Annotated in this window: 22 protein-coding genes; 19 read left to right on the top strand and 3 right to left on the bottom strand. The window is 69.9% G+C overall.

Annotation, left to right across the window (positions count from 1 at the left end):
• Positions 1-203: 203 nt before the first annotated feature.
• The 12 genes from rpsP (at position 204) to ABH936_RS10365 (ending at position 10,170) form a co-directional block, all read left to right on the top strand.
• Positions 204-683: a 30S ribosomal protein S16 gene (gene rpsP, locus ABH936_RS10420; protein WP_038568814.1), complete on the top strand. Its 480-nt coding sequence runs from the start codon at positions 204-206 to the stop codon at positions 681-683.
• Positions 684-688: 5 nt separating this feature from the next.
• Positions 689-931: an RNA-binding protein gene (locus tag ABH936_RS10415; RefSeq protein ID WP_006944891.1), complete on the top strand. Its 243-nt coding sequence runs from the start codon at positions 689-691 to the stop codon at positions 929-931.
• Positions 932-1,127: 196 nt separating this feature from the next.
• Entirely contained in the window at positions 1,128-1,700 is a 573-nt protein-coding gene (rimM, locus tag ABH936_RS10410; protein ID WP_038568813.1) for a ribosome maturation factor RimM, read from the top strand.
• A gap of 4 nt (positions 1,701-1,704) precedes the next feature.
• Positions 1,705-2,889: a tRNA (guanosine(37)-N1)-methyltransferase TrmD gene (trmD, locus tag ABH936_RS10405; protein ID WP_288756009.1), complete on the top strand. Its 1,185-nt coding sequence runs from the start codon at positions 1,705-1,707 to the stop codon at positions 2,887-2,889.
• 335 nt (positions 2,890-3,224) lie between these two features.
• Positions 3,225-3,590, top strand: coding sequence for a 50S ribosomal protein L19 (gene rplS / locus ABH936_RS10400; RefSeq protein WP_038571206.1), 366 nt, complete (start codon positions 3,225-3,227; stop codon positions 3,588-3,590).
• 26 nt (positions 3,591-3,616) lie between these two features.
• Positions 3,617-4,294 (top strand): signal peptidase I, encoded by a 678-nt coding sequence (lepB, locus tag ABH936_RS10395; protein WP_051805993.1) that lies wholly within the window; start codon positions 3,617-3,619, stop codon positions 4,292-4,294.
• A gap of 30 nt (positions 4,295-4,324) precedes the next feature.
• Positions 4,325-5,026 (top strand): ribonuclease HII, encoded by a 702-nt coding sequence (locus ABH936_RS10390; RefSeq protein WP_038568809.1) that lies wholly within the window; start codon positions 4,325-4,327, stop codon positions 5,024-5,026.
• Between the two features lie 7 nt (positions 5,027-5,033).
• Complete coding sequence (locus tag ABH936_RS10385) at positions 5,034-5,357, top strand: DUF2469 domain-containing protein (protein WP_006944864.1); 324 nt, start codon at positions 5,034-5,036, stop codon at positions 5,355-5,357.
• 220 nt (positions 5,358-5,577) lie between these two features.
• Positions 5,578-6,075 (top strand): YraN family protein, encoded by a 498-nt coding sequence (locus ABH936_RS10380; protein WP_006944876.1) that lies wholly within the window; start codon positions 5,578-5,580, stop codon positions 6,073-6,075.
• Positions 6,072-7,607 carry a YifB family Mg chelatase-like AAA ATPase gene (locus ABH936_RS10375; RefSeq protein WP_200874211.1) on the top strand — a complete coding sequence of 512 codons (1,536 nt, stop codon included), beginning with the start codon at positions 6,072-6,074 and terminating at the stop codon, positions 7,605-7,607. The genes ABH936_RS10380 and ABH936_RS10375 overlap by 4 nt, the downstream gene beginning before the upstream one ends.
• A complete protein-coding gene (dprA, locus tag ABH936_RS10370) occupies positions 7,604-8,920 on the top strand; it encodes a DNA-processing protein DprA (protein WP_051805991.1) in 1,317 nt (438 codons plus the stop codon). The genes ABH936_RS10375 and dprA overlap by 4 nt, the downstream gene beginning before the upstream one ends.
• Positions 8,921-9,111: 191 nt before the next feature.
• On the top strand, positions 9,112-10,170 hold the full coding sequence (locus ABH936_RS10365) for a tyrosine recombinase XerC (RefSeq protein ID WP_051805989.1): 1,059 nt from the start codon (positions 9,112-9,114) through the stop codon (positions 10,168-10,170).
• Positions 10,171-10,259: 89 nt separating this feature from the next.
• Here ABH936_RS10365 and ABH936_RS10360 read toward each other — a convergent pair whose 3' ends face one another.
• Both ABH936_RS10360 and ABH936_RS10355 read right to left on the bottom strand, forming a co-directional pair.
• Positions 10,260-10,799 (bottom strand): M23 family metallopeptidase, encoded by a 540-nt coding sequence (locus ABH936_RS10360; protein ID WP_051805987.1) that lies wholly within the window; start codon positions 10,797-10,799, stop codon positions 10,260-10,262.
• A 317-nt stretch (positions 10,800-11,116) separates the two neighbouring features.
• Complete coding sequence (locus ABH936_RS10355) at positions 11,117-12,346, bottom strand: aminotransferase class I/II-fold pyridoxal phosphate-dependent enzyme (protein WP_038568793.1); 1,230 nt, start codon at positions 12,344-12,346, stop codon at positions 11,117-11,119.
• 359 nt (positions 12,347-12,705) lie between these two features.
• Between ABH936_RS10355 and rpsB the strand changes: the two genes are divergently transcribed.
• The 7 genes from rpsB to rlmN all read left to right on the top strand — a co-directional run bounded on the left by rpsB (position 12,706) and on the right by rlmN (position 19,255).
• Positions 12,706-13,623: a 30S ribosomal protein S2 gene (rpsB, locus tag ABH936_RS10350; protein ID WP_404603216.1), complete on the top strand. Its 918-nt coding sequence runs from the start codon at positions 12,706-12,708 to the stop codon at positions 13,621-13,623.
• Positions 13,624-13,740: 117 nt separating this feature from the next.
• Positions 13,741-14,568, top strand: coding sequence for a translation elongation factor Ts (tsf, locus tag ABH936_RS10345; RefSeq protein WP_038568786.1), 828 nt, complete (start codon positions 13,741-13,743; stop codon positions 14,566-14,568).
• Between the two features lie 219 nt (positions 14,569-14,787).
• Complete coding sequence (locus ABH936_RS10340; RefSeq protein WP_404603215.1) at positions 14,788-15,693, top strand: D-hexose-6-phosphate mutarotase; 906 nt, start codon at positions 14,788-14,790, stop codon at positions 15,691-15,693.
• A gap of 71 nt (positions 15,694-15,764) precedes the next feature.
• Positions 15,765-16,523, top strand: a complete 759-nt coding sequence (pyrH, locus tag ABH936_RS10335) for a UMP kinase (RefSeq protein ID WP_006944885.1) — start codon at positions 15,765-15,767, stop codon at positions 16,521-16,523.
• A gap of 54 nt (positions 16,524-16,577) precedes the next feature.
• Positions 16,578-17,138, top strand: coding sequence for a ribosome recycling factor (gene frr / locus ABH936_RS10330; protein WP_006944866.1), 561 nt, complete (start codon positions 16,578-16,580; stop codon positions 17,136-17,138).
• 81 nt (positions 17,139-17,219) lie between these two features.
• Positions 17,220-18,053: a phosphatidate cytidylyltransferase gene (locus ABH936_RS10325; protein ID WP_006944862.1), complete on the top strand. Its 834-nt coding sequence runs from the start codon at positions 17,220-17,222 to the stop codon at positions 18,051-18,053.
• Positions 18,054-18,070: 17 nt separating this feature from the next.
• Positions 18,071-19,255 carry a 23S rRNA (adenine(2503)-C(2))-methyltransferase RlmN gene (gene rlmN / locus ABH936_RS10320; RefSeq protein WP_144694524.1) on the top strand — a complete coding sequence of 395 codons (1,185 nt, stop codon included), beginning with the start codon at positions 18,071-18,073 and terminating at the stop codon, positions 19,253-19,255.
• A gap of 90 nt (positions 19,256-19,345) precedes the next feature.
• On the opposite strand, the gene ABH936_RS10315 is transcribed toward rlmN, so the two are convergent.
• Positions 19,346-20,449, bottom strand: coding sequence for an LOG family protein (locus tag ABH936_RS10315; protein ID WP_404603214.1), 1,104 nt, complete (start codon positions 20,447-20,449; stop codon positions 19,346-19,348).
• Positions 20,450-20,522 lie beyond the last annotated feature (73 nt).

The raw sequence follows: 20,522 nt of genomic DNA, 5'->3' as shown, positions 1-20,522 counted from the left end.
ACATCACGAGGGAACGCGGCGATTGGGCGTAGCTGGCGCCCTCTGGCAGAATGCCGGGGTACCCGTGTGTCTGCCACCGCAGATGCGCGCCTACCCCGAGTCACGGTTCCCCGCGAGGTTCGGTGTGCGTCCGTACAACGCTCGCCGTCACACCCCCTTCGGTCTTGCCGTGGTTCAAACGAACAGAAAGTGAGACCGCCACCATGGCAGTCAAGATTCGCCTCAAGCGCCTCGGCAAGATCCGTCAGCCCCAGTACCGCGTCGTCGTCATGGACAGCCGGACGAAGCGTGACGGCCGCGCGATCGAGGAGATCGGCAAGTACCACCCCAAGGAGGAGCCGAGCCTCATCGAGATCGACTCCGAGCGTGCGCAGTACTGGCTCTCCGTCGGCGCGCAGCCGACCGAGCAGGTCGCCGCGCTGCTCAAGATCACGGGTGACTGGCAGAAGTTCAAGGGCGAGCCGGGTGCCGAGGGCACGCTGAAGAAGGCCGAGCCGAAGGCCGACAAGAAGGCCCTCTACGAGGCCGCTCTCAAGGCTGCGCAGAACGCGACGGACTCCTCGAAGGACGGCGCCACCACGGCCAAGAAGAAGGCTGACGCCCCCAAGGCCGAGGCGCCCGCCGCCGAGGCCCCCGCCGCTGACGCTCCGGCTGTCGAGGCCGAGAAGACCGAAGAGGCCTGATCCTCGTGCTCGAAGAAGCACTGGAGCACCTCGTCAAGGGCATCGTTGACCACGACGGCGACGTCGTCGTGCGTCACAAGGACGGGCGCCGCGGCGAACTCCTCGAGGTTCGCGTGCACCCCGACGACCTGGGGCGCGTCATCGGCCGCTCCGGTCGCACCGCCTCCGCCCTTCGCACCGTGGTCTCCGCGCTGGCCGGCGGTCGCCCGGTTCGTGTCGACATCGTCGACACCGACCGCGCCCGCTGAGCTGTCGCACCGACGAAACCGCCTCCGCCGTCACGGTGGGGGCGGTTTCGTATTGCCGGGTGCGTCGGCCGGGCGAGCGGCCGGGGTGTGGTCGCGCCGCGAAGGGCTTGGGCGCGTCGGGCCGGCGGCGGACCTGCGGGGTGCGCCCGCGACACGGGCGCCAGGGCTGTGCTGGTGCGATGCGACAATAGGCGGCATGGATGACGTCGTCGTGGCACGGATCGGCAAGGCTCACGGGTTGAAGGGCGAGGTGACCGTGCAGCTGCACACGGATTCGCCGGAGCAGCGGTTCGTGCCCGGCGAAACGTTCGAGACGGAACCGGCCTCACGCGGCCCGCTGACCCTGCGCTCGGCGCGCGTTCACAACGGCATCCACCTGCTCGCCTTCGACGAGGCGCCCGATCGCACGGCCGCCGAAGGGTTGCGCGGCATCAAGCTGCTCGCCGAGGCCGACGACCTCGACGAGGACGACGCCTGGTACGAGGAGGACCTGCTCGGGTTCGACGTCGTCGTCGCCGGTGAGAAGGTCGGCGTCGTCAAGGCGCTCGAATCACGCGAGGTGCAGGATCTGCTCGTCGTCGACGGTGTCGAGGGCTACGACATCCTCGTGCCGTTCGTCGAGGAGATCGTGCCCGAGATCGACGAGGACGCGCGCGTCGTCGTCGTCACGCCCCCGCCTGGGCTGCTCGATCTCGCGCGTCCCGATGCGCCCGACGCCCCCGACGACAGCGCCGCGCTCGAGGCCACCGATCCGGCGGAGGCGAACTGAGCTCGTGCGCTGCGACATCATCTCGATCTTCCCTGAATACCTCGAACCGCTGAAGCTCAGCCTGCCCGGTCAGGCGCAGCGCAAGGGCCTGCTCGACGTGGCCGTGCACGACCTGCGCGACTTCTCGCACGACCGTCACCGCACCGTCGACGACACGCCCTACGGCGGTGGGGCCGGCATGGTGATGAAGCCGCAGCCGTGGTGGGAAGCGCTCGAGCATGTGCGCACCCTGGGCGACGGCACGCCGACGCTCATCGTCCCCGGCCCCGGTGGTGAGGTGTTGACGCAGCGGCTCGCGCGCGAACTCGCCGATGAGGACTGGCTGATCTTCGCGTGCGGCCGCTACGAGGGTATCGACGAACGTGTCTACGAGGCTGCGGCCGACGTCATGCCGGTGCGCGTCATCTCCCTCGGTGACTACGTGCTCAACGGGGGAGAGGTCGCCGTCCTCGCGATGATCGAGGCCGCGGCCCGGCTGCTGCCGGGGTTCATGGGCAACGCAGAGTCGCTCGTCGAGGAGTCGCACGAGGACGGTCTGCTCGAGTACCCCGTCTACACGAAACCCGCGACATGGCAGGGACGCGAGGTGCCGCCGGTGCTGCTCTCCGGCGATCACGGCAAGGTCGCCGCGTGGCGACACCAGCAGCGCCTCGAGCGGACGGCCGCGCGTCGTCCCGACCTGCTGCACGCCTCCTCGGCCCTGACGCCCGGTGGCGTCGACGATCGCTGGGGCGGCGCCCGGATCGCGAAGGCGACGCCCGCCGACGTCGGCGATCTGCTGACGTGCACGCACGCGTGCTGGCTGCGTGAGGGCATTCTCAACGACACGCTGACGATCCCCGCACAGCACGAGACGGTCGAATCGCTCACGGCGTCGCTGCATGAATGGGACACGTACGTCCTGCGTCATGACGGCCGGTTCATCGGTTCGGTGCGGGGCAAGCTCGTCGACGACACCTGGCACATCGGCCGGCTCATGGTGGTGCCCGACCTGCACGGACGCGGCCTGGGGCGCGCGTTGCTGGAGTTCATCCAGGAGGTCGCCCCGAGCGACGCGACGCGGTTCGAGCTGTTCACCGGAACCGGCAGCGAGCACAACCTCAAGCTCTACAAGAAGGCCGGGTTCCGCGGTGTCGTGCAGCCGAACGGCACGACGGTCGTGTTCACCAAGCGTCGCCGGGGGCGCTGAGCGTCGTACCGCGCCTCTCCATGTACCCACGTCCCTGCCTGCCTGGCGGGCAGGGGGGCGTCTTTCCCCGGGGCGCCGGGGCTGCGGATTTCCTCATGGCAGCCGATCCTGGCAGGATGGAACCTTGCGTCATGTCGCCATGAGTCCCCGCCGCAGGGGGAGTGACTCGTGCGGCAGGTACCCCCGGGGTTTCGATGTAGATCATCCCGGGCATCACCTCGCCGATCACGCGGGTCATGAGACTCGACATGCCGCACGTTCCGAACAGCTTTCCGGCCACCATGGCCGGAACTGACCGTGGCAACCTGCGCGTGCCACAGATACGAGAGATCGACATGAACAAGTTCGACGCGATCGAAGCGGCGAGCCTGCGCTCCGACGTCCCGGAATTCCGCGCCGGCGACACGCTCAACGTCCACGTCAAGGTCATCGAAGGCACGCGTTCGCGTGTCCAGGTGTTCAAGGGCGTCGTCATCCGTCGCCACGGCGGCGGCGTCGGCGAGACCTTCACCGTCCGCAAGGTGTCCTTCGGCGTCGGTGTGGAGCGCACGTTCCCCGTCCACACGCCCGTGATCGAGAAGATCGAGGTCGTGACGCGCGGTGATGTGCGCCGCGCCAAGCTGTACTACCTGCGCGACCTGCGCGGCAAGGCAGCCAAGATCAAGGAGAAGCGCGACGCGGTTCCCGCCAAGAAGGCCTGAGAACGCGCACAGCTCCCAGACGGCTCATGACGTCCATCGACGACGAGCGTCACCCCGAAGGCGCGACCCCCACGCGGGGCCGCGCCTTCGGCGCATCCCGGCGCACGCGTTCGCTGCGTCCTCGTTCGCTGCGGCGCGTGCTCGGGTGGGTGTTGTCGGGCGTCCTCGTCGCGCTGCTGCTCGTCCACGCGTTCGTCGCGGAGACGTTCACCGTGCCGTCGCGTTCGATGCAGCCGTCGTATCAGGTGGGGGATCGCATCGTGGTGGACAAGCTGCACGATCATCCACGGCGGGGTGACGTCATCGTCTTCTCCGGTGCCGACGTGTTCTACGAGCAGACACCGCGCGACGGGGTGCTCGGCGCACTCGACACCGCCGCGGGGTGGCTGGGGTTCCGCCCGAACGACCAGGACTACCTCAAGCGCGTCATCGGGGTCGGCGGAGACACGGTGAGCGTCGGCCACGACGGCAGGTTGCGCGTCGACGGGCGCGTCGTCGACGAGCCGTATCTGCCCCAGGGGCAGCGACGCGCCTCGGCGGAGCCGTTCTCGGTGCGGGTCCCAGCCGATCACCTGTTCGTCCTCGGTGACAACCGCGACTTCTCGGATGACTCCCGCGGCCACCTCGGTGACCCGGGTGGAGGGTTCGTCCCACTCGAATCGGTGATCGGCACCGTCGCCGAAACCTACTGGAGCGCACGATGAGACGGCACGATCGATGACGGGAACGCACGCATGACGAGTTCGACCCCGACCCTGCGCCTCGAACGTCAGCTGCTGCGCGCGGGGCACGCACTCGTCGCAGGCATGGACGAGGTAGGACGCGGTGCGCTCGCGGGCCCCGTCAGCGTGGGCGTCAGCGTCGTCGATGCGGCGACGTCGACGGTGCCGCAGGGTGTCAAGGACTCCAAGCTCGTGCCCGAGCCGAAGCGCCCCGATCTCGCGCGCCGCGTGCGGCGCTGGGCGCTCGACGGCGCCGTCGGCCACGCCTCGCCCGCCGAGATCGACGCGCTCGGCATGATGCGCGCGCTGCGCCTGGCCGGCACCCGCGCCCTCGCGCAGCTGAGCGTGCGCCCGGACGTCGTCATCCTCGACGGCAAGCACGACTGGCTGAGCGAGCCCGAGACGGTCGGACTGCTGGGCCTGCTCGAGCCGGAGAGCGCCCCGACGTGGCACGTCGTCACCCAGATCAAGGCCGACATGCGGTGCTCGTCGGTGGCCGGAGCCAGTTTGCTCGCCAAGGTGGAGCGTGATGCCATGATGGTCGACGCGGCCCGCGACCACCCGGTGTACGGCTGGGAGATCAACAAGGGATACTCCGCGCCCGACCACCTCGCGGCCATCGCCGCGCACGGCGCATGCGACCTGCATCGGCGCTCGTGGAAGACTTTCCGCGACACGGGCGCGGTGCCCGCCCCGACGAGCGACGAGGAGTGAGATCCCGATGAGTGCTGAGGATCTCGAACAGTACGAGAACGAGCAGGAACTGGCGCTGTACCGCGAATATCGCGACGTCGTCGGCCTGTTCCGCTACGTCGTGGAGACCGAGCGACGTTTCTACCTCTGCAACGCCGTCGACATGACGGTGCGCGGTGAGGGCGCCGACGTGTTCTTCGACGTGACGATGCAGGACGCGTGGGTGTGGGACATCTACCGCCCTGCGCGGTTCGTCAAGAACGTGCGCGTCGTGACGTTCAAGGACGTCAACGTCGAAGAACTCGCCAAGAACGACCTCGAGATCCCCGACGGGCCGGGCTTCACGAACTGAACCGCCCGGCCTGGACCCTATGGCGCTCGCGCTGTGCGCCGCCGCTCGCGTGGCGCCGGTGTCGACGGGCGGGTCGGCGGCCTGGCGCGTCTCGCTCCTGGGGACGGTGACGGCTGCAGGGGCTGATCGGACCGTGCTGCACCCTGTTCCACAGGGTGGCCTCCGGCGACGAGCGCTGAGGTGCCCGCACCCGCTTCGCTGGGGTGCGGAGGTGGTCACCATGACCGACAATTCGACGCGGCCACGCGCCGGGAGCACCACGACCGAGCACGAACTCGCCCGACCTGCCGGGCGGGCGCGACCCACGCGCGAGGCCCCGGCCGCGGCCCGTTCGACCCCCTCGACGGGCGCCGCATCACCGCCGGACCCGCGGCGCACGCTCGGCGCGCAGGGCGAGCGTCATGCCTGTGCCTACCTCGCCTCGCTCGGCTACGAGATCCTCGAGACGAACTGGCGATGCAGCGAGGGTGAGATCGACGTCGTCGCGCGTGACGGGCGCGAGATCGTCGTCGTCGAGGTGAAGACGCGACGCTCGCAACGCTTCGGGCCCGCGGTCGAGGCGGTGACGCACGAGAAGCACCTGCGTCTGCGCCGCCTGGCCTGCCTGTGGCTCCGCGAGCGCGAGGTGTCCGCCGCCGCGGTGCGCATCGACGTCATCGGCGTCGACGTGCTGGCCACCGGCGTCCGCGTCGACCATCGTCGGCGGGTGATCCTGTGAGCTTCGGGATGACGAAGGGCGTCGTCGTCTCCGGCATCGAGGGCACCGTCGTCGACGTCGAGGTGAGCGTCGGGCAGGGGTTGCCCCGCGTCATCATCTCCGGGATGCCGGACACGGCGATCTCGCAGTCGCCGAACCGTTTGCGCTCGGCGATGATCCAGTCGGAGCTCGCCTTTCCGGACACGCGCCTGACGATCAACCTCGCGCCCGCGTCGCTGCCCAAGGCCGGTGCCGGGCTCGACCTCGCGATCGGTGTGGCCGTGCTCGCCGCGACCCGGCAGGTGGGTCCTGCCGAGGCGGCCGGCGTCATGCACATCGGTGAGTTGGGGATGGACGGCACGGTGCGGCCCGTCCACGGTGTGCTCCCGGCCTGCCTCGCGGCGTTGGAGGCCGGGCAGCGGGAGGTGATCGTGCCGACGGCGAACGCGGCCGAGGCCGCTCTCGTGTGGGGGCTGAGAATCCACCCGGTGCGCTCGCTGTCGGACGTCGTGGCGTTCCACCGAGTCAGGGCCGAAGGACGCACTCTCGACCTGCCCTGGCCGGAGCCCGCCGCCGACGACGTCGAGGCCCCGCCCAGCGACGACATGCGCGACGTCGTCGGCCAGTACGAGGCGCGAACCGCCCTCGAGGTGGCGGCGGCCGGCGGGCACAACGTCTCGCTCATCGGACCGCCCGGTGCTGGCAAGACGCTGCTCGCGAGCCGGCTGCCGGGCATCCTGCCGCCCCTGACGCGGGAGGAGGCGATGGCCGTGACGAGCATCCAGTCCGTCATGGGCGTCTTCCGCGGCGGGCCGCTCGTCGAGAAACCTCCGTTCGTCGCGCCGCACCACGGCACGACGATGCCCGCCCTCATCGGCGGTGGGCCAGGGCGCCCACGGCCCGGGGCGGTGACGCAGGCACACGCCGGCGTCCTCTTCCTCGACGAGGCCCCCGAGTTTCGTCGCGAGGTGCTCGACAGCCTGCGCCAGCCACTCGAACGCGGCAGCGTGACGATCGCGCGGTCGGAGCAGGTCGTGCGCTATCCGTGCCGCTTCCAGCTCGTGCTTGCGAGCAACCCGTGCCCCTGCGGGCACTACATCGGCCGCGGCGCGGCCTGCACGTGCACGTCGAAGGCGCGCCGCACCTACCTCAAACGACTGTCCGGCCCGCTGCTCGATCGCATCGACGTCCACCTCCAGGTCAACGCGGTCACCCGCAGCGACCTCGCGGCCGGGCCGGGGGAAGCGAGCGCGAGCGTCGCCGACCGGGTCCTCGAGGTGCGCGAGCGATCCGCCGCCCGATGGGCGCCGCTCGGGCACCGCCTCAACGCTCAGGTTCCGGGCGCCGTGCTGCGTTCGTCACCCTGGGCGCTCGAGGCGGGCGACATCGCGGTGCTCGACCAGGCGCTCGACACCGGTTCCCTGACGTTGCGTGGCTACGACCGCATCCTGCGGCTCGCGTGGACGCTGTGCGACCTGCGTGGAGCGAACCGCCCCACCCGTGAGGACGTCTTCACGGCCCTCACCCTCAGAGAAGGACACCCCGAGTCATGACCGATCTCGACCCTGTTCCCGACGACGGCATCTCGGCGTTCGGCGCTGCGACGCTCGATGCCTCGATGCTCGATCCCCAAACCCGGCGCGCCGCGCCCCTGGGCGGGACGTTGTTCTCCGTCACCGAGTCGACAACCCTGGGGGCCTGCCTCGATCCCGGCCCTGCCCACGCGGCTGCGCGAGCGGATCGAGCGGGGGCGCGCGACGATGCGCCGGCCCCGGCCATGAGTGCGGGCGAGCGGGCGGCGCGCCTCGTGTGGGCCCACATCGCGGAACCGCGCGATCCCAAGGCTCACGCCCTCGTCGACGCCCTCGGGCACGAGGAGGCGCTCTCCGCCGTCGAGGAATCCCCTGACAAATGGGAGAACTTCACGACGCGGCTACGCGCCCTCGACCTCGACGAGCAACGCCGGCGCCTCGACGTCGTGGGAGCGCGGGTGCTCGTACCCGGCGACGAGGAGTGGCCCACCGGGCTCGACGAGCTACCCGAGACGCCGCACGCACTCTTCGTCATCGGGGAGGGGGATCTCGCCTGCGCCGCAGAACGTTCCGTCGCGCTCGTCGGGGCGCGCGCCGCGACGCACTACGGGCAGCGGATCGCGGCGCAGATCGCGCTGGGCGTCGGCGCGCACGGGGTGAGCGTCGTGTCCGGGGGAGCCTTCGGCATCGACGCCGCGGCGCACCGCGGGGCGCTCGCCGGAGACGCCGACACCGTCTGCGTCGTCGCGGGAGGCGTGGATCGCGTGTATCCCACGGCGCACGAAGAACTGTTCGCGCGCATCAGGGAGCGCGGCGTCATCGTCAGCGAGATGCCCCTGGGATTCGCGCCGATGCGCCAGCGTTTCCTTCATCGCAACCGGCTCATCGCCGCGCTAGCTCCCGGGACGGTCGTCGTCGAAGCGGGGCTGCGTTCCGGATCGCTCAGCACAGCCCGGCGAGCGGAGGAACTCAACCGCGTCGTCGGCGCGGTGCCCGGCCCGGTCACGTCAGCGGCGAGCGCCGGCTGCCACGAGCTCGTGCGTGACGGAGTCGCCGTGCTCGTCACCGGGGCGGAGGACGTCATGGAACTCGTCGGCTCCTACGGCCCGCGCGCCACGACACGTGACACGCTGCCCGTGCTCGCGCGGCCCGAGGACGCCGTCGGGCCGCGGGCGCGCCTGGTCTGGGACGCGCTGCCGCTGCGTGAGCCGACCTCCCTGGAACGTGTGGCGCGCACCGCGGGACGCCCGGAGCGCGAGGTCGTCTCAGCCCTCGGGGAGCTGCTCGCGGCCGGTCTGGCAGCGCGTGAGGACGGAGGGTGGCGCAAGGCGTGAACGGATCGCCCACCCACACAGCACCAGGGGATCGCGAACGCCACTTTCGCGGTCGTTCGTGGGAACGCCCCCGGCGCTGGACCAGGGACGACGCGCGCTTCCTGCGACGTGTGCTGCGAGCGGTGTGACGCGGCGGGACGTACTCTCGTCGGGTGAGTGGACCGAGCCAGCCACGTGGGCCGAGTGAACGGGTGATCGAGCAGTTCCTCGATCACCTGAGCGCCGAACGCGACCGTTCGACCAACACGGTGCGTGCCTACTCCGTCGACCTGGCGTCCCTGCGCCTCCACCTGACGGAGGCCGGCGTCGCCTCGTGGTCCGACCTCACCCTCAACGACCTGCGCAGCTGGCTGGCCGCGCAGAGCGAGGCGGGCAACTCGCGCAGCACCCTGGCTCGACGGGTGTCGACGGTCAAGACGTTCTGTCGTTGGGCGCGCCGCAGGGGCGTCATCGCGACCGACCCGTCGGTGCGACTCAGCGCGCCGCGCCGCATGACGTCACTGCCCGAGGTGTTGCGAGTCGATCAGGCCGCCGCGATCCTCGATGCGGCGGACGAGGCAGCGGCCGCGGCCGTCCCCGCCGCACGCGGCTGCGGTGAAACAGCCGCTGATGCCGGCTCCGCCACACGCCAGTCGGTTGAGGCGGCCGTCGACGTCGACTCCGAAGCGGGTGAGGCAGGGGCAGCGCCGACGGAGACCGTCTCGCCCCATCAGTCAGCACCGACACCTGCGGCCGGTCCCGAAGAGCGCGCCGTCAGGGCTCGGGACGCCGCCGTCCTCGAACTGCTCTACGCCTCCGGCATGCGCGTGGGCGAGCTGGCCTCCCTCGACGTGAGTGCGCTCGACGAGGCGAACCAGCTCGTGCGTGTCATGGGCAAGGGCCGCAAGGAACGGATGGTGCCGTACGGTCTGCCTGCGCGGGAGGCACTGGAACGGTGGCTGAGGTGCCGTGGGGCGCTCGCGGCCGATGGGGAGCGAGCCCTGTTCGTCGGGGTGCGGGGGCGTCGGATCGACCAACGCATCGTCCGGGAACTCGTCAACCGCGCGACAGCGTCCGTCGACGGCGCGCCGACGCTGTCGCCGCACGCTCTGCGACACAGTGCCGCCACGCACCTCGTCGAGGGCGGCGCCGACCTGCGCACCGTCCAGGAATACCTTGGCCATGCCTCGCTCGCGACGACGCAGATCTATACCCACGTCTCCGCCGAACGCCTCCGGGCCGGGTTCGAACAGGCCCACCCACGCGCGTGAGGCGCGCGTGTCGAGAAACCGCGTCTCTGGTGCCGCGGGGGCCAACCCAAGCCCCCTGACGTGTCGGCGCCGCCGACGAGGCCAGATGCTCACAGGGGCGGAAGAAGTACGGGGCGTCGGTGCGCGATGAGCGTCAGCGGGTCGCGGTAGCTCTTCGGCCCCACCTTGTAACCCCAGTGCAGGCATGCCGGCTCGCAGTGCCCGGGTTCGAGATCGGCCACGTGCTCGCCGCGATGCACGCTCGCCCCCTTGGACACCTGGTGACTGACAGGTTCGTAGGTCGTGTCGAACCCCTGGGGGTGACGGATCGTCAGCACGCCGCGCCCGGCGACACTGCCGCTGAAGGTGACGACCCCGTCAGAGGGCGCGACGACGGGTGCTCCCGGTGACGAGCGCAGGTCGACGCCGCGGTGACCGGCGCCCCACACGACCTCCGGCGGGTCGAAGCGACGCACGACCTCGTGCGGCGTGACCGGCCAGGCGAACCCGGCACTGGGCGCATCGTCCAGCGCGCCGACGCCGGCTCGGGCGAGCGCTTGCGCGGTGGTTGCTTTCTGGCTCGTGTCGACGCTCGCCTGAGTGAGAGCCTGCGTGATGGGCTCTCCCCGGTGCGTGCCGACGACCGCCATGGGCTCGAGCGACGGTTGCGGTGGTGCCGAACGTCGTGGCGGCAGCGGCGCAACGCCCCGGCGTTCGACCCTTGGCCCGGTGAGCCGCGGCCCGACGGGCATCGAGGCCCTCGGTTTCTCAGCCCCGCCCACCACCGAGGGGCCCACCACCGACGATCCCACCACCGACGGGCTCACCACGGCGAACCCCACGAGGCCGGCGGAACCCACGGCGAGCAGGGACGAGACGATGCGCAGGATGGCCATGTCGGCAGTCTGCAGCGCACACGCCGTGGGGCCGCGGCGTCAGCCCGAGACCCTGTGGACGGGCCTGCAGATCACGTCGTTCGCGCGCTGCGGCCGTACGTATCCACAAGCCGCTCGATCGCAGCGTCGATGACGGAGCGCTGCTTGCAGAACGCGAAGCGCAGCACACTCGTCATGCCGGAGGCGTCCGGATCGTCGCAGAACACCGACGCCGGAATCGCGACGACCCCCGCCTCCGTCGGCAGGCGCAGCGCGAACTCGGCTGCGTCGTCGACGCCGAGGGGCGCCACGTCGGCGAGGACGAAATAGCCGCCCTGTGGCGCAACGGCGTCGAACCCGGCGCGCGTCAGTCCGTCGACGAGCAGAGCACTGCGCGCCGCCATCTCGGCGCGCTGTTCGGCGAAGAACGCGTCGGGCAGGCACAGCCCGGCCGCGATGCCGTGCTGCAGCGGCGTGCCGCTCGCAAAGGTCAAGAACTGCTTGACGCTCGCCACCGCGGCGACGAGGTCGGCAGGGCCAGTGACCCACCCGATCTTCCACCCCGTCGTGCTGAACGTCTTACCACCCGAACTGATCGTCAGCGTGCGCTCGGGCATGCCGGGGGTGCTCGCGAAGGGCATGTGCTCGTGCGGCGCGAACGCGAGGTGTTCGTACACCTCGTCGCTGATGACGACGGCGTCGTGGCGCGCGGCGTGCTCGGCGATCGTCGCGCACTCCGCCGCGGTGAAGACCTTGCCGGTCGGATTGTGCGGCGTGTTGAGCAGGACGAGCGCGGTGCGCTCGCTGAACGCCGCGGCGAGGGCGTCCTCGTCGAGCGCGAAGTCGGGGAAACGTAGCGGCACCGTGCGCCGCACGCCGCCGGCACGCGCGATGTCAGCGGCGTAGGAGTCGTAGGTGGGTTCGAACACGACGACCTCGTCGCCGGGTTCGACGAACGCGAGGATCGCGCTCGCCAGCGCCTCCGTCGCTCCGACGGTGACGAGGACGTCGGTGTCGGGGGAGACCTCCAGCCCGTACCAGTGGTGCTGGTGCGCGGCGATCGCCTCGAGCAGCGTCCGCTCACCACGCGCCGGCGGGTACTGGTTCGCGCCGTCGGCGATGGCCTGGCGGGCCGCTGCGAGCACGGCCTCGGGGCCGTCGGCGTCGGGGAAGCCCTGGCCGAGATTGAGCGCGCCGGTCTCGGCCGCGAGCGCCGTCATGCGCGAGAAGATCGTCTGCCCGCCGGCGGGGCGGATGGCGCTGCGTCGGCCCGTACGGGGCGCGGGCGAGGTCTGCGGTGCTGGCGTCGTCGAGTCGCTCATCGCTCCAATCTAGGACCCCTGGCGGCGATTTCGGGTTGCCCCCTCGAGCCGGTAGGCTGGAGACACGTCTTGTGTGCCCTGATGCGCGTCGCCCACCTGATCGCACCTCCGGCTTCGAGTTCCGTCTCGAGAGCCGGGTCGAGCAGAGGTGATGTGTGGGCGGGCCGCGAGACGAATTCGCGTGGCCTCACGCCTCGTACATCCTGCTCTCGCAGGGCGTACGTCGCGGGCCCTCGCCCTTCGGTCCGTCGATCGTGAACCTCTGTGAGGGGAATGGCCGACGGTGGGTGATGGTCGGGCCGCCAGGGCAGCAATCCGGCTGCACGAACTGAAACCTCGACATGAAAGGGGACTTCGGCATGGCCGTCGTCACCATGCGCCAGCTCCTCGAGAGCGGCGTCCACTTCGGACACCAGACACGTCGTTGGAACCCGAAGATGAAGCGCTTCATCATGACGGAGCGCAACGGCATCTACATCATCGACCTCCAGCAGTCGCTGACCTACATCAACGACGCCTACGAGTTCGTCAAGCAGACGGTCGCCCACGGCGGCACGATCCTGTTCGTCGGCACGAAGAAGCAGGCTCAGGAGTCGATCGCCGAGCAGGCCACCCGCGTCGGCATGCCGTACATCAACCACCGTTGGCTCGGTGGCATGCTCACGAACTTCCAGACGATCAGCAAGCGCCTCGCGCGCCTGAAGGAGCTCGAGGCTCTCGACTTCGACGACGTTGCCGGCTCCGGCTACACGAAGAAGGAGCTGCTGCTCCTGTCGCGTGAGAAGGCGAAGCTCGAGCTCGTCCTCGGCGGCATCCGTGAGATGTCGAAGATCCCGTCGGCCGTCTGGATCGTCGACACGAAGAAGGAGCACCTCGCCGTCGACGAGGCGCGCAAGCTGGGCCTGCCGGTCATCGCGATCCTCGACACGAACTGCGACCCCGACGAGGTCGACTACAAGATCCCGGGCAACGACGACGCCATCCGTTCGGTCGGTATCCTCACCCGCGTGATCGCCGACGCCGTCGCCGAGGGCCTCGTCGCCCGATCGTCCGGCAAGTCGGCCGCCGAGCCGATGGCCGAGTGGGAGCGCGAGCTGCTCGCCTCCGACGCCGGCGCGAAGGCCGCCGCTGACACGGACACGGAGACGGGTCCGTCGTCGATCAAGAAGGCTGCTGACGAGACGGCTGCCGCTGACTCGACGAACGCTGACGAGGCCGCTGCCGTGGCCGAGGTCGACGAGAAGACGGCGACCGAGGTCGCCGACTCCCAGGCCTGAGAAACTGGCTCGACGTTCATGACGTCTTCACCCGGCGCCGGCACTGCTCGTGGCAGTGTCGGCGCCGGGGGAGCGTAAACCCCCTGCATTCTTTCGACTCAGAGGAGCGAAACACTCATGGCGAACTACACCGCCGCTGACATCAAGGCGCTGCGCGAAGCTACCGGCGCCGGCATGATGGACGTCAAGAAGGCACTCGACGAGGCTGACGGCGACAAGGCCAAGGCCACCGAGATCCTGCGCGTCAAGGGCCTCAAGGGCGTGACGAAGCGCGAGGGTCGTTCCGCTTCGAACGGCCTCGTCGCCGCGAAGGTCGAGAACGGCGTCGGCACGCTGGTCGAGGTCAACTGCGAGACCGACTTCGTCGCGAAGGGCGACAAGTTCATCGCCCTCGCCGAGCAGGTTCTCGACCAGGCTGTCGCGGTCGAGGCCGCTGACGCCGATGCGCTGCTGAAGAGCAACATGGGCGGCAAGACGGTCGCGGAGGTTCTCGACGAGGCCAACGCGACGATCGGCGAGAAGATCGAGGTGCGTCGTGTGGCGCGTCTCGAGGGCGAGAACGTGACGGCGTACCTGCACAAGACGAGCCCTGACCTGCCGGCGCAGATCGGTGTTCTCGTGGCACTCAAGGGTGGCGACGAGGCGACGGCTCGTGACATCGCGATGCACATCGCCGCGTTCTCCCCGTCGGTGCTGACGCGCGACGAGATCGACGCCGAGGTCGTGGAGAACGAGCGTCGTGTCGCTGAGGCCACGGCCAAGGAGGAGGGCAAGCCGGAGGCTGCTCTGCCGAAGATCATCGAGGGCCGTGTCAACGGGTACTTCAAGGAGAACGTGCTGCTGGAGCAGCCGTTCGCGAAGGACGCGAAGAAGACGGTCAAGAAGGTCGCTGATGAGGCAGGCGCGGAGGTTTCGGGCTTTGCGCGGTTCAAGGTCGGTGTGTGACCGAGCCGGAACCGGAGGTTGAGGCCCAGACGCGCGCAGCGCGTCCGGGCCTCGGCCGTAGGTGAGCGCGAAGTCAGACGCCAGAAAGAATGGCGTCTGGCACCGCTCGTTCAACTCACCGCATGGCGCCAGACGAGGCCCGGATCGCGCGCAGCGCGTCCGGGCCTCGCGGCGTGAGGTGGGGGCTCGTCACGTCGCTGGAGGGACTAGCGTGTGTCCATGAGTGGCTTCATGGTGGATCTGCCGGAGTGCGTGCGTCGCGTCGAGGGGGTCTCGGGCCTGCCGGCGCTGGAGGTGTTAGGGCCGCGGTCGTCGGGTGTCGTGCAGTTGCACGGCGGTCAGGTGACGAGTTTCGTGCCGCGTGGTGGGCGTGAGCTGTTGTGGCTGAGTCCCTTGGCACAGGCGGGTCCGTCGACGGCGATCCGCGGCGGCGTCCCGGTGTGTCTCCCGTGGTTCGGTGCGGGCCGTGACGGCGGGCTGTCGCCGTCGCACGGCCTGGCGCGTCGGGCGCGGTGGAGGCTGCACTCGGTGCGCGAGGAGGGCGAGGCGGTCATCGTCTCGCTCGTGGTCACTCCCGAGGCGGTCGCGCAGCTCGACGGCGCCGAGCACTGGCCGCCGGGGCTGTTCGCAACCCTCGAGATCACGTTCGGCGATGCTCTCGGGCTGCGCCTCGTCGTGCGCAACGAGGGCTCAGACCCGCTGACGTTCGAGGCAGCGCTGCACACGTATCTCGCGGTCGACGACGTGCGCACGGTGCGTGTCGAAGGGCTGACGGGTGCGTCGATGCTCGATCAGGCCAGCGGGGAGCGCTCACGCGTCGAGGGTGACCTGACGTTCGACGGCGAGGTCGACGCCGTGGTCACGGCGCCGAAACAGCCCATCACCGTCGTCCAGGGGCGGACGGAGGGGCGGACGCCGATCTACCGCATCGAGCGCGAGAATCTGCCGGATGCGGTCGTGTGGAACCCCGCCCAGCAGAAGACCGCCTCGCTCGCGGACGTGCCCGACGACGCGTGGCCGCGGTTCGTCTGTGTCGAGGCGGCCACGATCAAGGACGACGCCGTCACCCTCACCCCCGGGCAAGACACAGCACTGGGCGCGACGTACGCTCCGCTCGCAGACTGAAGTTTTTCGGCTGCCCTCAGCAGTGTGAAAAGATTGGCCGACTCATGCCCGACGAAGCGCCAGGAGGCGAAGTGAGCGACACCGACGCGAGCGAGAGGGTGAACGCCTCCCCGGCGATCCCCAGGTACGACCGAGTGCTGCTCAAGCTCTCCGGTGAGGTCTTCGGCGGCGGCAGCGTCGGCGTCGACCCCGACGTCGTGCGGGGCATCGCTCGCCAGATCGCGCCGGCCGTGCGCAGCGGCATCCAGGTCGCGGTCGTCGTCGGTGGCGGCAACTTCTTCCGCGGTGCCGAGCTGCAGCAGAAGGGCATGGATCGTGCGCGTGCCGACTACATCGGCATGCTCGGTACCGTCATGAACTGCCTGGCGCTGCAGGACTTCCTCGAGAAGGAGGGCATCGACACGCGCGTGCAGTCGGCCATCGAGATGACGCAGGTCGCCGAGCCGTACATCCCGCGCCGTGCGATCCGTCACATGGAGAAGGGCCGCGTCGTCATCTTCGGTGCCGGCGCGGGCATGCCGTACTTCTCGACCGACACCGTCTCCGCGCAGCGTGCGCTCGAGACGAAGTGCGACGCCGTGCTCGTCGCGAAGAACGGTGTCGACGGCGTCTACTCCGATGACCCGCGCAAGAACCCCGACGCGGTGAAGCTGGATGTCGTCACGCACGCCGACGCGTTGGCGCGCGGGCTCAAGATCGTCGACGCCGCAGCGTTCAGCCTGTGCATGGACAACAAGCTGCCGATGGTCGTGTTCGGCATGGAGGGTGAAGGCAACATCACCCGCGCCCTGCAGGGTGAGAAGATCGGCACGGTGGTCTCCGCGTCCTGACGCGGGGCCGAACGTGGCTGTTCCCGAGAACGTCCGAGAAACGAGAGCGAAACCATGGATATTGACGAGATCCTCCTCGAGGCCGAGGAGAAGATGGACAAGGCGATCGAGGCCACGAAGGAGGACTTCGCCTCCATCCGCACCGGCCGTGCGAACGCGGCGATGTTCAACCGCCTGACGGTCGACTACTACGGTGCGCCGACGCCGCTGCAGCAGCTCGCGTCGTTCCAGACGCCCGAGGCGCGCACGATCCTCATCATCCCGTTCGACAAGTCGGCCATCTCCGAGATCGAGAAGACGCTGCGCGACTCCGACCTCGGCGTCAACCCGAGCAACGACGGCAACCAGATCCGCTGCATCCTGCCTGCCCTCACCGAGGAGCGCCGCAAGGACTACATCAAGATGGCCAAGGACAAGGCCGAGAACGGCCGCGTCAGCGTGCGCAACGTGCGCCGCAAGGCGAACCAGGACATCGACAAGCTGGTCAAGGATAAGGAGGTCGGCGAGGACGACGGCGCCCGCGCCGAGAAGGACCTCGACGCCATGACGAAGAAGCGCGTCGACACCGTCGACGCGCTGCTCAAGGGCAAGGAGGCCGAGCTGCTCGAGGTCTGACCTCGACGCACGCTCGCATTCGGTATGCCCGCTTCGGCGCAGCCTTCGAGCCCACCCCCGCCGGGGGTGGGCTCGAAGGTCGTGTCCGAGACGCTCGCGCCCGCCCCCGCGAAGAAGAACAAGGCCGGGCGCGACCTCAAGGCCGCCATCACGGCCGCACTCGTGCTCGGCGTGCTCGTCCTCGCGTCTCTGCTCATCCGCAAGGAGGCGTTCGTCGTTCTCGCGACGGCGGCGTCCGTCGTCGGCACGCGCGAGCTGCTCATGGCGATGCCGCCGGCCAAGTTCCGCCCGCCGTGGATCCCCGCTCTCGCCTCGGCGGCCGTCATCCCCGTCGCGGCGTACCTGCTCGGGCCGTCGGCGATGCTCGCGGCGCTCGTCGGCAGCGTGCTCGTCTTCATCGTCTGGGGTGCGGCGAGCAACCGACTCGCGCCCGACACCGCGTCGGCGGCGCTCATCGCGCTGTACGTGCCGGCGCTCGTGTCGTTCGCGATGATGCTCCTGCATGCTGACGACGGCGTCAGCCGTATCATCACGTTCATCCTCGTGACGATCGGCAGCGACATCGGCGGCTACGTCGCCGGCGTGCTGTTCGGCAAGCACCCGATGGCGCCGACCGTCAGCCCCAAGAAGTCGTGGGAGGGCTTCGCCGGGTCGTGGCTGAGCTGCGTCGTCATCGGCGTGCTGACGGTGACACTCATCCTGCACGCGCCGTTCTGGGTCGGCATCCTGCTCGGCTCGCTCGTCGTCGTCGCGGCCACCGTCGGCGATCTGTGCGAGTCGATGATCAAGCGCGATCTCGGCATCAAGGACATGAGCAACCTCATCCCGGGTCACGGCGGTCTCATGGATCGTCTCGACTCGCTCGTTCTCGCGGCCCCCGTCACCTGGGCCGTTCTCACCGCGTTCGCCAGCTGAGGCGAGGAGTTCTTCCATTGAGCACCACCGAATCGACCACGACCGACCTGCCCGAGCCGACGACGAAGCGTCCCGTTCCGGGCCAGCTGACGTTCACCGCGCCGCGGCGCGGCAAGCCGCCGAAGCACCTGGCGGACTTCGACCTCGCCGGGCGTCAGGCGTTCGCGAAGGAGCTCGGGCTGCCCGCGTTCCGCGCCAAGCAGCTGTCGAACCACTACTTCGAACGCTTCGTCGCCGACCCTGCCGAGATGACGGACCTGCCGAAGAACGGGCGCGAGGAGATGGTCGCGCAGCTCATGCCGACGCTGTTGACGAGCATCAAGACGCTCGTCGCCGACGGCGGTAACACGCTCAAGCAGGTGCACCGCCTGTTCGACGGCGCGCTCGTCGAGAGCGTCATCATGCGCTACCCCGGCCGCGTCACGATGTGCATCTCCAGCCAGGCCGGCTGCGGCATGAACTGCCCGTTCTGCGCGACCGGGCAGGAAGGGCTGACGCGCAACCTCACGACGGCGGAGATCGTCGAGCAGGTCGTCGCCGGCGCGCGGTTGCTGCGCTCCGGCGAGCTGCCCGGCCTCGACGACGACGAGCGCGAGACGCCGCTGCGCGTCAGCAACGTCGTGTTCATGGGCATGGGGGAGGCGCTCGCCAACTACCGCCAGGCGATCGACGCGATCAAGCGGCTCGTCTCGCCCGCCCCGGAGGGGCTCGGCATGTCGGCTCGCGGCGTGACGATGTCGACGGTCGGTCTCGTGCCGGCCATCGACAAGCTCGCGGCCGAGGGCATTCCGGTGACGCTGGCGCTGTCGCTGCACGCGCCCGACGACGAACTGCGCAACGAGCTGGTGCCCATCAACACGCGCTGGAGCGTCGACGAGGCCCTCGATGCGGCGCATCGCTACTTCGAGGCGACGGGGCGTCGCGTCAGCATCGAGTACGCGCTCATCAAGGACATCAACGACCAGGGCTGGCGCGCGGATCTGCTCGCGAAGAAGCTCAACGCGCGTGGCAAGGGGTGGGTGCACGTCAACCCGATCCCGCTCAACCCGACGCCGGGCTCGAAGTGGACGGCGTCGCGCAAGGGCGTCGAGCAGAACTTCGTCGAGCGCCTACGCGCGGGCGGCATCCCGACGACGGTGCGCGACACGCGTGGTTCCGACATCGACGGAGCGTGCGGGCAGCTCGCCGCCAAGACGGCCTGACACGAGCAGCTCGCCCCGATCATCGCCCCAAATGCGTCATTCGTGATGCGTTTGGGGCGATGATGCGTCAAGCCTGAGGCTGCGATGAGCTCAGGCGCCCGTCAACACCGCGAACGCCTCCGCGGGCGTCTCGACGAGGTGGAGGTGGTCGGCGAAGCGTCGCCCCGCCGCGAGCGCGGTGAGCGCCGGCCAGACGGGGACGACGTCCGTCCACTGTGCGCGCCCGACGAGGACGAGGTGCGGCAGCGGCACGTCGTCGGCGGCGTAGTACAGCGGCGTGACACTCTGGAAGATCTCCTGCACGGTGCCCGCGGCGCCCTCGAGGACGATGATGCCGCCGCTGGCGCCGGCGAGCAGGTCGTCCTCGCGCAGGGCGTTGGAGAAGAACTTGGCGATGACGTCACCGAAGACGTTGGGCGGTTCGTGGCCGTAGAACCACGTCGGGATGCCGACGCTGCGCACGTCGTCACCCGCGCCATCAGCCACGCCCAGCAGCTCGCGCGCCGCGAAAGCGCTGTGCGCCCAGGCGTCGATGCTCGGACGGAACGACTCGACGCTCGCCAGGCACTCCAGCGCCGCGTCGAGGCCGCCGACGCGGTCAGCCGCGCCGAGGTTCGCAGCCTCCATCGCGCCGGGCCCGCCGCCGGTCAGGACGACGTGGCCGCCGCCGGCGAGATCGCGCGCCAACCGGGCGATCTCGGCGTACGCGGTACTCGTGCGTCCCATCGCGTGACCACCCATGATGCCGACGGTGCGTCGGCCCTCGAGGCTCTCGTGCAGGGCGTCGCGCATCGACTCGTCGTGCAGCCCGCGCATGGCGCCCGCATAGGCGTCATGCGCCACGCGGCAGTCACGCGACCAGCGATACGCCTGCGCGTCAGGGGTGTGCGCGTAGCCGCGCGTGAGGCCCGCGTAGAGCTCGCCGGCGGAGTAGAGCCGCGCGCGGTAGGGGTCGATCGGTAGGTGCGGATCGCTGGGAAACAGGATGGCGCCGCGGTCGGTCAACGTCCGGGCCGTGGACGCCGGCACGTGGCCGCCGAGCACGACGAGACCGTCGAATCGGTTCGGCAGAGCGATCAGCGCCTCGCCGGCAGCGCTGGCGAGGTCGACGCCCTGCAGCCGCAGACCGCTGACGGTTCCGCCGTCCTGCAGATGGGCGAGCAACTCGTCCGCCGAGTGGATCTCACGAAGCATGAGGCCAAGCGTGGCACACGGGCGATTCGTCGCCGAGCACGTCGGCGAACTCACCCGGAACCTCGCCATCACG

This window comes from Dermacoccus sp. GAS27A, assembly GCF_044909235.1.
In the GTDB taxonomy this organism is placed as follows: domain Bacteria; phylum Actinomycetota; class Actinomycetes; order Actinomycetales; family Dermatophilaceae; genus Dermacoccus; species Dermacoccus nishinomiyaensis.
The sequence above is the reverse complement of the archived record's forward strand: the minus strand, read 5'-3'. Positions and strand labels throughout refer to the sequence as shown.

Excerpts from the sequence above, each read along its gene's own strand:
- lepB (WP_051805993.1), top strand. The coding sequence starts at position 3,617 with ATGACGTCCATCGACGACGAGCGTCACCCCGAAGGCGCGACCCCCACG.
- ABH936_RS10390 (WP_038568809.1), top strand. The coding sequence starts at position 4,325 with ATGACGAGTTCGACCCCGACCCTGCGCCTCGAACGTCAGCTGCTGCGC.
- ABH936_RS10355 (WP_038568793.1), bottom strand. The coding sequence starts at position 12,346 with ATGAGCGACTCGACGACGCCAGCACCGCAGACCTCGCCCGCGCCCCGT.
- rpsB (WP_404603216.1), top strand. The coding sequence starts at position 12,706 with ATGGCCGTCGTCACCATGCGCCAGCTCCTCGAGAGCGGCGTCCACTTC.
- rpsP (WP_038568814.1), top strand. The coding sequence starts at position 204 with ATGGCAGTCAAGATTCGCCTCAAGCGCCTCGGCAAGATCCGTCAGCCC.
- ABH936_RS10340 (WP_404603215.1), top strand. The coding sequence starts at position 14,788 with ATGAGTGGCTTCATGGTGGATCTGCCGGAGTGCGTGCGTCGCGTCGAG.
- rplS (WP_038571206.1), top strand. The coding sequence starts at position 3,225 with ATGAACAAGTTCGACGCGATCGAAGCGGCGAGCCTGCGCTCCGACGTC.
- ABH936_RS10385 (WP_006944864.1), top strand. The coding sequence starts at position 5,034 with ATGAGTGCTGAGGATCTCGAACAGTACGAGAACGAGCAGGAACTGGCG.
- ABH936_RS10380 (WP_006944876.1), top strand. The coding sequence starts at position 5,578 with ATGACCGACAATTCGACGCGGCCACGCGCCGGGAGCACCACGACCGAG.
- dprA (WP_051805991.1), top strand. The coding sequence starts at position 7,604 with ATGACCGATCTCGACCCTGTTCCCGACGACGGCATCTCGGCGTTCGGC.
- ABH936_RS10315 (WP_404603214.1), bottom strand. The coding sequence starts at position 20,449 with ATGCTTCGTGAGATCCACTCGGCGGACGAGTTGCTCGCCCATCTGCAG.
- rimM (WP_038568813.1), top strand. The coding sequence starts at position 1,128 with ATGGATGACGTCGTCGTGGCACGGATCGGCAAGGCTCACGGGTTGAAG.
- tsf (WP_038568786.1), top strand. The coding sequence starts at position 13,741 with ATGGCGAACTACACCGCCGCTGACATCAAGGCGCTGCGCGAAGCTACC.
- ABH936_RS10360 (WP_051805987.1), bottom strand. The coding sequence starts at position 10,799 with ATGGCGGTCGTCGGCACGCACCGGGGAGAGCCCATCACGCAGGCTCTC.
- frr (WP_006944866.1), top strand. The coding sequence starts at position 16,578 with ATGGATATTGACGAGATCCTCCTCGAGGCCGAGGAGAAGATGGACAAG.